This is a genomic window from Methanosarcinales archaeon, assembly GCA_014859725.1.
GTDB lineage: Archaea > Halobacteriota > Methanosarcinia > Methanosarcinales > Methanocomedenaceae > Kmv04.
Map to the genome: position 1 here is coordinate 1 of JACUTQ010000069.1, position 11,152 is coordinate 11,152.

Consider the following 11,152-nt stretch of genomic DNA (forward strand, 5'->3'; position numbering starts at 1 on the left):
AAAAAGTTTTATCAAATTTATTTGATAATATAATTTTGCATTTAGTATCCATGTTTAATCAGGAATTCTTCAAAAGTTATGATCCGACCTTCTTTAATGTCATTTAAACCTTCTTCTATATTCTTCAAGGTTTCCGGGTCACTCATTACCTCTAATGTGTCTATTGCAGATTCTATCTCATCATCCAGCTTTTCAAGTGTTCCTAATAAGATATTTACTGCGTTTTCTTCTTCGACTATTGAATCCATTTGATTCACCTAAATTATCTTATGTTTCCTATATATCTTCCAACTATATTTATTTCTCTCTATAAGTTAACATCCACTCTTCACTTCATACTGCCTCATGCACCTAACCAGCTGCCCCTTCTCCTGTACTGATACCTGCACACGCTGCGTACTTTATAGAACAGCCTTCGCAGACACATCAGGATCACCGCCACTGCAGATCATGGTGCCTCTCTCCTGCCTCCCTCAGTCCCATTAATGTGATCAGATGGTATTCCCTGCCGCTCGGTTTGATGGACTGACGTCTCTAGATGTTAAGCAGCCTGGCCCACTTATCGATCATCTTGTCAAAATGCCGCAGTGTCAACCTCCTCCCGGTCCTCACGTTTATGAAAATGTGCCCCTTCTTCCTGTTCCCCACATAATACCGCAGCATCTCGCTGCACTGATACTGCCGGTCAGCTTCATGGTTTTGGGCGCACATGTGACACCTGGTCCAGCGGTTGTACTTGCACTTGGTCCTAGGGAAGGTGATCTCGCCGGAAGTGCGGTTCCACAGCCCGATCCTGGCCTACAGGACCTTACCGGGTCGGGTGATGGTCTCGTAGACCCAGCATTGATCTCAACGATAACAGGCACACAGGTCAGATATTCCCTGCCTGCAGCCTCCATTTCATCCCTGATAATGTCAGTTACCTCTTAAGCATCTTCTTTCGGTACCTCAAAGACCAGCTCATCATGCACCAGATTAATGAGCCTGGCATTGAAGAGCCTGTGGTACAGCTAAATAACCCGCCCGACCCCGGGGATACGGCGGATAACTGCAACTGCACCCCAGCAAAGTACCAATGCAGAGGTGAAGACAATTGACCATTTTGCCATAGCCGGGAGCTGTGCTCCCAGCAAAGCATATGACAGACAGCTTACGACTCCATAATGAATCACATATACTCCATAGCTATTATGAAAAAAGCTGTCAAATATCCTTCTCTGCCTCTGTGCAAATCTTAGGAATATTGCCAGGAAAGCAAATGAGATCGTGGCGCAGGAGAATATATAGAAAAAGCCGATCAGTATTTCATTCGCACTACTAATAGATATAATCACACTGATTAGAAAGGTAACCAGCGCCGCAACAGTCCAGATAATCCAGCGACGTGCCAGTTTGGAATTCGGCACAAGGAATGTTCGTTCAATTCCATAGGCACCGAAAAAGATCCCTGCCAGGAAATAGACCGCATAGAGGAACAGACGGTTTATCTGAATTTGGGCTGGCCCAACCTGCAGCCAGAAAAAAGAGTCAAAAATCGCTGATATAGGTATATAGGCCACAGCTGACAAAAGAACCAGGAGCATAAAAAATTTGACAGGCTGAAACGGTTGCATCGTTTTGAATAAACCGCTCATGTTTACTTTCATACCAGCTGCCAGAACGACAATGATGTCAAAAACCAGCAATAGCTCGATAAACCATATGGGCCCCCCTCTCCACTCAACCAAGCTCCATTGTTGCCAGAAATCGGAAAGACCAGAATTACCCCCGGTCTGGAGATAGGTCATATAATAAGTCAGTGGTCTGAGAATAACCATTACCGCAAGCGGCAGACCGAGCCGGATCAACCTCTCGCGAAAATAAATAAACCTTCCCTTCCTCTGAAGGCTATTCCAGACGAACAGCCCCGAAAGTAAGAACAGAAGAGCCATAAAAAAATTATCGTTGAAGGACGCGAATAATGATAGCATATCCGAGCGCTGTTCATCAATAACAGGAGAGATCGCGCGTATTGATTGCAGATACTCGGACAATGAAGAAGCGTTAGACTGGGGTGGAATTATGTGATATGGCATCGCCGCATGTTGCGCAACAACAAGCACAATGATAAAGGCCCGTAGGTAGGCGATTGGGGTATTGTATTGCGTGCCTGATGCGTGTGCGGATGAGATTGTTTTGGCCTTGTTCATACTGCGTTATACCTCCCTTACTGTGCAGGTTATGAAAATTGCTTTCCTTTATGAGTAGTAACGAGCTCGGATGGATTTGAATCCCGGATATCCGGATTTGAAGGAGGTTTTTCCTCATCCATATTCTCGCCTCAGCGGTATTTCAATCTCTCAAGAAGTACCGCTACTTCAGAGATCTCTATCATTTCTGCGATGCAATGGAGGTGAACGCAGTGGATGCTCAGGCAGCCCTGGCCAGGCTGAAGGTGAATTTAGTCAGCTGGTAAAAATTGAGAGGTTTAGTTGATACGTTTTTCTTGAACTGTCTAAAGTTGGTGTTGCCTTCGTGTTTACTTTAGGTAATTATGCTTCGTTTATTCGGTGCATCATATTCAATTTCCATCTGCTGCATGTGATGCCAGTGGAATGCTTTTTCTATTACGGATTTGTTGAAATACATACACAACCTCTATGCAAAGTTTGAGGCCCAGCAGATCCCAGTTGAGCTTCAATCCACAACTCCACGGATAATCCCGAAGTCAGTGGCCAAACCTGCAGACCAAAAACCACCAAAAGTCACCAAGCGCAAACCAAATTCAACAAAGACATGAACGGGGACTAAGAGAAACAAAAAAAAACATGAGCATGAATGCATCTCATTCGGAGTTAAATTATGCAGTCGTCTACTGCAGTTGATCTGTCAGGTATGTCAAGTTCTTTCCAATATTTTCAAATTCCACACTCATTGGATGGGATATAAATTTGTTGTCGATATGTTCGATCTTCTGTATCATTTCTTCCCGTTGATTGCTGACCATCTCGATGGTAACATCAAAAAACCCGGAGGTATGCTCACAACTTTTCTGATGGTTGATCCTTTTCATGACATCAACCAGTTTCAGGTGAATGGTCAAATTCTCCTGAACGTCCTGGATTATGTCTCGCTGTTTCCTTAAATATTCCAAGTCTTCACTTTTTGAAAAAGCAGCCTCGATCTCTTCGAAGGCAGAATTCAGGAAATATCTGGTATTATCATTTTCAATTTTATCTAATTTCGGGCGAATAATCTCGAGAAACGTCGTGAGTTTTTTATATCTTTCCCTGACAATACCTTCATTTTCACTCATCAGGACATTTTTTTCTTCCCATATCCTGTATTTCTCTATCACATACAGGCATAAGCGGATGCGTTCAATCTCATCGAAACCTAAATACTTGTACCTGGTAGCAAATTCAGCTTCGACGTCTATGCTATCCAGATGATGCCGGATCTCATCCTCGGTCAGTTTGTTCAATATCTTCTGGCATTTTGACTCAAAATCAAGATATTTGTATATCAATAGGTCAAAATCTGTTTCTCCTGACCTTTGGGCATCATCAAATATTGAATCCAGAAGTCCGCCTTTCTTTACGATACTTAAAATACGTTTTCTGACATCTAATATGTCAGATCTCCATGTCAAGTCATCAAGTTCGGTAGTGTAACCACAGAATACAATTTCCATAATTGCCACCTCGGCTTACATCGAACTTTGTATGGCTTACTATTTCAACCTTTTTATCGAATGGAATATATATTTAAAAGTATATCAGATGTCCAGATATTTCCACCCATTTCATGATCGTGTTATTCATCTTATCTTTCCGGGATAATATAATAAGTAATTTGTCCGAACAAATTTCTAAGAACTTGAAACATGCGTCTCAATTATCGTTTAATATTCAATAATCCTGCCTTCTGATAATCCATTAAACTCTTCAAAACTTATCAGGTCATCAACAGGCAGTCGGTCTTCTTCCATACGTTCAGGTGGTCTATCTAAAGAATATCCTATGGGAATAACGGTCAGTACATCGAATTCAATTGGGATATGCAGGATCTTTTTTACTTTATCAGCATCTATGGTGGCCCATCCGGTACCTATACCCAGCTCCCAGGCAGTCAGCATAATATTCTGAACAGCCATAGCTCCCGCATGCTTGGGTTCACCCACTTCCTGGTGGAATGGGTATTTAGCATTTATGGGAAGTATTACAACAGCGATTGCAAGCGGTGCTTCTACCAGGTATTGGGCGGTTGGAGCTGCATCACCCAATTTTTTTAGCGTTTCCTGATTTCTGATAATAATGAATTCCCATGGCTGAGTATTGAAGGGGCTGGGTGCCCATCTGGCAGAATTTATGATCTTGTAGAGTGCATCATCAGGAATAGGGTCTGGTCGGAATTTTCTGACAACGCGCCTCTGTTTAATTGCTTCTTGAACCTCCAAAAAAACCTCTCCTCTTTATACATGGATAATTTGTCATTCCACCACTATATAGTTACTTCAATAATTTTATCAATCTTGAGGACTATTTCATTATAAGTGGGAAACAATGCAATAAATCTTGATTGTTTTTGCATTTTCATAATAGATAGGAGGTTTGGAACTTGGAATTTTCTTGGATGATTGGGGGTGAAGCAGGGTTCGGGATCATGGCCTCAGGACTTACCATGTCCAAAGCCTTTGCCAGGGGTGGACTTCACGTGTTCGATACTGTGGAATATCCTTCCCTTATTCGTGGGGGCCATAACAGTTATCAGGTACGGGTATCAGATAGAGAGGTATTTTCTCATACAGGATATATTGACCTGCTGGTGGCACTAAACAAAGAGACCGTCCACCTGCACAAGGATGAAATGGCTCCCACCGGATGTATCGTTTTTAACGGTAAAGAGGACCCTGAGGATAGATTTGACGTACATGCCGATATATGTCTCTTCCCCATACCCCTCAGTGAGATAGTTCAAAATCTGGGAGTAAAATCCATCATGCAGAATACCGCAGCACTGGGCGCCACCTTCGGCCTGATAGGATATGATCTCACCATCCTTGAAGAACTTCTGACCGAAATATTCCAGCGAAAAGGGGAAAAGATCATACAAAGTAACATCAAAGTTGCAAGGGCGGGTTATGATTTTGTGATGGAGAACCATCCAGGGGGCACTGGCATTATTATAAAACCCACTGATAATCACCGAAGATTGGTGATCAACGGTAATGAGGCCGTTGGTCTGGGAGCATTATCTGCAGGATTACGATTCTATTCTGCCTATCCCATGACCCCGGCCTCGGGTTTGTTGCACTTCCTGGCTGCTGAAGAGCAAAACCACAACCTTGTTGTCAAGCATACCGAGGATGAACTGGCTGCTATACTCATGGCTATAGGTGCATCACATGCAGGGGTCAGGGCCATGACCGCCTCATCAGGCGGCGGATTTGCCCTTATGACCGAGGCACTGGGGATGGCGGCCATGACCGAGACCCCTCTGGTGGTAATGGTAGCCCAGCGACCCGGGCCCAGTACAGGTCTTGCCACACGAAGCGAACAGGGCGACCTGAGGTTTGTGATGCATGCATCCCAGGGGGACTTCCTGAGAGTGGTCATGGCGCCGGGGGATGTAAGTGAATGTTACTGGGCAGCAGGCAGGGCATTCAACCTGGCTGAAAAGTACCAGATCCCTGTTTTAATCATCACAGATAAATACCTGACAGAAAGCCACAAAACCGTCGAACCATTCGAACCAGTCACAGTTGACCGGGGTTTGTTGTTAAATCTGGAAGAAATGGATGCTGTGAGTAACTATAAACGATATGAACTGACCGAATCTGGTATCTCTCCAAGAGTTATGCCCGGTCATCCAAATATCATCTTTGATGCTAACAGCAATGAACATAACGAATACGGGCACGATCTTGATAACCCTGATAACAGGACTATCATGATGGACAAGAGGATGAATAAAATTGAATCTATTGTTAAAGAACTGGAAGAGCCTGTAATTTACGGACCCCCCGGAGCAGATGTGACGCTTGTGGGTTGGGGTTCCACAAAGGGTCCCATATTGGAAGCGATGCTGCTTATGACAGAAAACAATATCAGTGTAAATTTCCTGCAGATTATTTTCATTCATCCATTCCCTGCTGAAAAAGTATCTGATATCCTGAAAAGTTCAAAATTCACCATAGGTGTTGAGAATAACAAAGAAGCACAGCTTGGAGGTGTTATCAGGGAGAGGACAGGGATTGAATTGAATAAAAAAATTCTCAAGTATAACGGCCGCCCTTTCACTCCTGAAGAGATCGCAAACAGGGTTATGGAGGTGATGATACATGGCTGAACTTGCAGATTTCAGGACCCCTATTAAACCTGTTTGGTGTCCGGGGTGCGGTAATTTTGGTATCCTTGCCGCTTTGAGAGGCGGGCTGGCCGATTCCGGGTTAGAGCCTCACCAGTTCATGATCGTATCAGGTATCGGGTGTCACGGCGCAGTTATTCAATATATCAATGTAAATGGCTTCCATTCTATCCACGGCAGGACCCTGCCTGTAGCCACAGGTATAAGACTGGCAAACCATGAACTCAAGGTCATAGCCATATCAGGTGACGGAGATGGATACGGTATCGGCATGGGGCATTTTATTCATGCCATGAGGCGGAACCTGGATATCACCTATATTGTCCACAATAACAAGATGTACAGTTTAACAACAGGCCAGACCTCCCCAACCAGCGATAAGGGTTTTTCGACAAAATCCACGCCTTTCGGCTCAATCGAGATCGCAGTGAACCCGCTCACACTTGCACTGTCCTCAGGTGCATCATTTATTGCCAGAGGATTTGCCGGGGACCCGCCGCATCTTCGAAAATTGATTACTGAGGCAATAACACACAAGGGATTTTCATTGATCGATGTATTGCAGCCCTGCGTGACCTTCAATAAAGTAAATACAAATGATTTCTACAAGGAACGGGTGTACAAACTGGAGGATGAGGGATATGAACCAGTGGATAAGGCCGCTGCATACGAGCGGGCTGTGGAATGGAATAGTCGGGTTCCGATCGGAGTGATCTATAAGGAAGACAGACCCACTTATGAAGATGAAGTGGTTACAATTCAGGATATGCCGCTTGTGAAAAGGCCGGTTGAGGGTGTGGATATCACCAGGACAATGGAACAGTTCATGTAATCAAACTTTAATTATCAACCTCAAAAAAGGAAGTGGGACATTGCCTTACTTCATTGTTATTTATCTAAGTAAAGTTAAGTATCATAACATGAATATTTTAATTGGAGTGTTGTCAAATGACAAAATATCTGATACTATGGAAAATGGATCAAAATAGAATACCTGAAGATCCCGAGGAGTGGATTAAGCGGGATGAAAAGTTTATGAGCATGGTCAAGGACGACCTGGAAAACGGAAAGACGCTGGAATGGGGAATGTTTGCCGGTGGCAGAACATCTGGCTATGCAATCTGTGAGGGGACTGAACTGGAGGTCACCATGGAGAACATGAAATATATCCCCCATATGAAGATGAAATCATATCCGGTCCTGGGACCTGACCAGATTGAAGAAATGATGAAGATGTCACAGTGAGCTACGGGCTGAACCTTTTATCACTGCGGGCCAGTACCTGCCCCCGTTGCACTTCATTTCAACTTCCATATCGAAGATATCACTGAAAACAGCCTCGTTTAGCACATCGCTCTTTGGACCCTGTACGATCACCATCCCCTGCTTGAGTGCAGCAACGTGGGTGATGGCAGGTATGATCTCTTCGATGCGATGGGTGACAAAGATCAGGGTCGGACCTTCGGGGCTGCTGCACATATTCTGCAAAGCATCCAGCAGGTCTTCCCTTGCTTTGATATCCAGGCCTTCGCATGGCTCGTCCAATACTAAAAGTTCGGGATCCGGCATCATTGCCCTTGCAATGAGCACTTTCTGCTGCTCTCCAAGAGACAGGGTCCTGAAGGGTTGATCAGCCAGATGGGACAATCCCAGAAATACTGTTAATTCACGGGCACGCCCCAGATCCTCAGTTCTTGGTCGTTGGTACAGGCCGATACTGCCAAATTTGCCTGAAAGCACAATATCGAGGACCTTATCACCGGGATGTATCATGTTCCGTATCTCTGAACTGCATTCACCGATGTGGCAGCGCAGTTCCCTGAGATCAGTGGAGCCGAACATATGTCCCAGTACCTCTACTTTGCCCTTTGAAGGCTGATGATAACCGTTGATTATACTGATGAGACTGGTCTTTCCCGAGCCGTTGGGACCGATTATGGCCCAGTTCTGGTTGGGAGGAATATTCAAATTGATGTCTTTTAAAACCGTACAACCATTGCGAATAAAATGAACATGATCAAACAAAATGACAGATTCAGTAATCATTGTAATGCCATAATATATCAGGTAAGAAAATTAATCTTTGCTCAATTTAATGGTTCTGCATTAAACCTCCAAGGGATACGAATGATCCACCCAATCCTGGTAACTTCCTTTATTTTCAAATGTGGTAAATACCATCTTCTCAAGCTTTTGAGCTGCAAAGGTGCTGGCAGGGCAGTTGTAGTCTTCAGAGTATGTGACCACGGGTAAGTTCCTGTCAAGCACCCGGTCTGCCTGTTCATTCATGTCCGATATCAGGACAGCTCCGGGCAGGTGAGCTTTGTGGTATTCTGCTGTATCCCTTACATCCGGGAGTGTGAAGCGTTCACCTTTAGCCCGGCAGATATGATTCGATTTTTTTGCCGGGTCCATAAACATGGGATTGTTATGTTTCGTGCCGGCCTGCTACTGGCGCTGATTCCATTTGAGGTGACATCCATCCAGATCGCGATTATTATTTTAATAAGGGCGGACGAAACGTCTAAATCAAGCTTGTGCTTATAAAACATCGATTAATTCCTTTTGTCAAACCTTTTGTGGCCTAATAATTCGGAAGTTTTTTATTTTAGTAAAGAAATGATGATGTTGTTCTAACTATGTTAGATAAATAAATAAATGGAAATATCCTAAAAAACGCTATATACAGGCCTTGGACATATTGTCCGGGGTATACCGGTGACTGCGAGACGGCTAATCCATGCTCGTTTAAGGCGATAAGAAACGTAATCTTTTCAAGTTCTCAAAATCGGCGCTCAACAAGAAAACAATAAAACCTAAAAAGATGAAGATTTGTTTTCATTGATATGAGTAACTCTTATACCGACGTAAGCAATTAAGATTTAAGTAGAATGAATAGTCTTTCAGATAATTAAACATAAGGTGCATTTAATGACAACTGAATCGGTTTTAAGGCAAAATGTGTACGAATCTAATTCGGATATTTTGCTAAAAGAAGATGATACTTTGAAATATCCTGATGATTACATAAATAAAATTATTCGCGGGGACTGTCTCACTATAATGCGACAAATGCCTGACAAATGCCTTGATCTTGTTGTTACTTCACCACCTTATAACCTAAAAAACTCAACTGGTAACGGTATGAAAGATGGAAGGGGTGGAAAGTGGTCTGGAGCGGCTTTAGTAAATGGTTATAGCCATTATGACGATAATATGCCACATGAAAAATATGAACAATGGCAAAGAGAATGTTTGACTGAGATGTTTAGACTTATCAAAGATGATGGCGCAATTTTTTATAACCATAAATGGCGTGTACAAGGGGGTTTGTTACAAGATAGACAAAATATTGTTGGAGATTTTCCGGTAAGGCAAATAATCATATGGCGTAGGAAAGGAGGAATAAATTTCAATCCGGGATATTTTTTACCGACTTATGAAGTGATTTATCTTATAACAAAACCAAAATTCAAACTTGCACCAAAGGCTAATGCCCATGGTGATGTTTGGGAGTTCACTCAAGAAATGAATAATGACCATCCTGCGCCATTCCCTGTAGCTCTAATTGACCGGATTATTTCTTCGACAACAGCAGAGACAATACTTGACCCCTTTTCAGGAAGTGGAACTACAGCCATTGTTGCCATGGGCTTAAAAAGAAATTTTATTGGAATTGAACTTTCTCCTGATTATTGTAAAATATCTGAAAATAGAATTGAGAAAAATAAAAAACAATCCGAATTATTAAAACTAAGACCACTAACTTTTTTTCAGGAGACTTTATGAAAATATATACCAAAGATACTTTAATAGCAGAACTGAAAAAAATATCGGAAAGAGGATGGATTGAGAATGCGCGTCATGGAAACCATGGTGGAATTGGTAATACACTTGAAGACTTATTGGGTATTACTGAGAATAACTTGCCAATTCCAAATGCAGCAGAGTGGGAATTGAAGTCACAGAGGCTCAACACGACTTCATTGACAACTTTATTTCATATTGAGCCATCTCCCCGAGCCATAAAATTTGTTCCACATGTTTTGCTATTAAAATATGGTTGGTCTCATCAAGAAGCTGGAAAAAAATATTCAGAAGACGAAATGAGTTTTCGTCAAACTATTCATGGCCTTTCACCAAGTGATAGGGGATTTATTGTAAAAATTGACAGAATAAATCGCAAAGTTTTAATCTCATTTGATAGCAATGCAGTTTCAGAGAAGCATAGTGATTGGCTTAATGCAGTTAGAACTAGGATAGGGTTAAGTGAACTTGACCCCCAACCATATTGGGGCTTTGACGACCTTGCAAACAAAGCAGGTACAAAACTTTTAAATTGCTTTTATGTGCAAGCAGAGGTAAAAAAGAAAGACAGAAAGGAGTTTTACAAATACGGTAAAGTGATGATGTTGCAGAAGTTCAGTTTTGATGGATTTTTAAATCAAATTGAGAAAGGCAACATACTTGTAGACTTTGATGCCAGAACAGGTCATAACCACGGAACAAAATTTCGTATGCGCCAGAACTGTTTGCCAAATTTATATGAAGAAGTTACGGTTATTTTGTGACATATGTAAAGTTTTTTTTATGTCACATAGGGAGTTGCCCTCGCTATGCCAACACCACAGGTCATTATTGAACACTTTGACGTGTATACCAGTGCCAGAATTTAATAACTATAATCAGCGAACCGATTGAAATATAGAACCATGAGCATCCTCCTGATGCCACGCTTTTCTAAAGCGTGGTCGTTGACTGGCGTGCCTTGAAGCGTAAAAGAGAATGAAATCAAACAGGACAT

14 protein-coding genes are annotated in these 11,152 nt (G+C 42.6%); 7 read left to right on the forward strand and 7 right to left on the reverse strand.

What is annotated here, in order from left to right; translation table 11 throughout:
• Positions 1-41: 41 nt before the first annotated feature.
• Positions 42-248: a hypothetical protein gene (locus tag IBX40_07155; GenBank protein ID MBE0524092.1), complete on the reverse strand. Its 207-nt coding sequence runs from the start codon at positions 246-248 to the stop codon at positions 42-44.
• A 286-nt stretch (positions 249-534) separates the two neighbouring features.
• Positions 535-711, reverse strand: a complete 177-nt coding sequence (locus IBX40_07160) for a hypothetical protein (protein ID MBE0524093.1) — start codon at positions 709-711, stop codon at positions 535-537.
• Between IBX40_07160 and IBX40_07165 the strand changes: the two genes are divergently transcribed.
• Positions 712-930 carry a hypothetical protein gene (locus IBX40_07165; GenBank protein ID MBE0524094.1) on the forward strand — a complete coding sequence of 73 codons (219 nt, stop codon included), beginning with the start codon at positions 712-714 and terminating at the stop codon, positions 928-930.
• Positions 931-1,010: 80 nt separating this feature from the next.
• Here IBX40_07165 and IBX40_07170 read toward each other — a convergent pair whose 3' ends face one another.
• Positions 1,011-2,189, reverse strand: coding sequence for an acyltransferase (locus IBX40_07170; protein ID MBE0524095.1), 1,179 nt, complete (start codon positions 2,187-2,189; stop codon positions 1,011-1,013).
• 428 nt (positions 2,190-2,617) lie between these two features.
• On the opposite strand from IBX40_07170, the gene IBX40_07175 reads away from it, so the two are divergent.
• The gene (locus IBX40_07175) at positions 2,618-2,779 is read left to right on the forward strand and encodes a hypothetical protein (GenBank protein MBE0524096.1); all 162 of its coding nucleotides are present in this window, start codon (positions 2,618-2,620) and stop codon (positions 2,777-2,779) included.
• Positions 2,780-2,851: 72 nt separating this feature from the next.
• Here IBX40_07175 and IBX40_07180 read toward each other — a convergent pair whose 3' ends face one another.
• Positions 2,852-3,673, reverse strand: coding sequence for a hypothetical protein (locus IBX40_07180; GenBank protein ID MBE0524097.1), 822 nt, complete (start codon positions 3,671-3,673; stop codon positions 2,852-2,854).
• Between the two features lie 210 nt (positions 3,674-3,883).
• Positions 3,884-4,438: a nitroreductase family protein gene (locus IBX40_07185; protein MBE0524098.1), complete on the reverse strand. Its 555-nt coding sequence runs from the start codon at positions 4,436-4,438 to the stop codon at positions 3,884-3,886.
• Between the two features lie 161 nt (positions 4,439-4,599).
• On the opposite strand from IBX40_07185, the gene IBX40_07190 reads away from it, so the two are divergent.
• From IBX40_07190 to IBX40_07200, 3 genes are all read left to right on the forward strand, one after another.
• Positions 4,600-6,330, forward strand: a complete 1,731-nt coding sequence (locus IBX40_07190; protein MBE0524099.1) for a 2-oxoacid:acceptor oxidoreductase subunit alpha — start codon at positions 4,600-4,602, stop codon at positions 6,328-6,330.
• Positions 6,323-7,180 carry a 2-oxoacid:ferredoxin oxidoreductase subunit beta gene (locus tag IBX40_07195; protein ID MBE0524100.1) on the forward strand — a complete coding sequence of 286 codons (858 nt, stop codon included), beginning with the start codon at positions 6,323-6,325 and terminating at the stop codon, positions 7,178-7,180. Before IBX40_07190 ends, IBX40_07195 begins: the two co-directional genes overlap by 8 nt.
• Before the next feature lie 116 nt (positions 7,181-7,296).
• Positions 7,297-7,593: a hypothetical protein gene (locus tag IBX40_07200; protein ID MBE0524101.1), complete on the forward strand. Its 297-nt coding sequence runs from the start codon at positions 7,297-7,299 to the stop codon at positions 7,591-7,593.
• On the opposite strand, the gene IBX40_07205 is transcribed toward IBX40_07200, so the two are convergent.
• Together IBX40_07205 and IBX40_07210 are read right to left on the reverse strand one after the other, a co-directional pair.
• Complete coding sequence (locus IBX40_07205; protein MBE0524102.1) at positions 7,585-8,394, reverse strand: ABC transporter ATP-binding protein; 810 nt, start codon at positions 8,392-8,394, stop codon at positions 7,585-7,587. The two genes, IBX40_07200 and IBX40_07205, sit on opposite strands and share 9 nt — an antisense overlap.
• A 60-nt stretch (positions 8,395-8,454) precedes the next feature.
• A complete protein-coding gene (locus tag IBX40_07210; protein ID MBE0524103.1) occupies positions 8,455-8,763 on the reverse strand; it encodes a rhodanese-like domain-containing protein in 309 nt (102 codons plus the stop codon).
• Between the two features lie 516 nt (positions 8,764-9,279).
• Here IBX40_07210 and IBX40_07215 point away from each other — a divergent pair.
• The gene (locus IBX40_07215) at positions 9,280-10,137 is read left to right on the forward strand and encodes a site-specific DNA-methyltransferase (GenBank protein ID MBE0524104.1); all 858 of its coding nucleotides are present in this window, start codon (positions 9,280-9,282) and stop codon (positions 10,135-10,137) included.
• Positions 10,134-10,919, forward strand: a complete 786-nt coding sequence (locus IBX40_07220) for an MvaI/BcnI restriction endonuclease family protein (protein ID MBE0524105.1) — start codon at positions 10,134-10,136, stop codon at positions 10,917-10,919. Before IBX40_07215 ends, IBX40_07220 begins: the two co-directional genes overlap by 4 nt.
• Positions 10,920-11,152 lie beyond the last annotated feature (233 nt).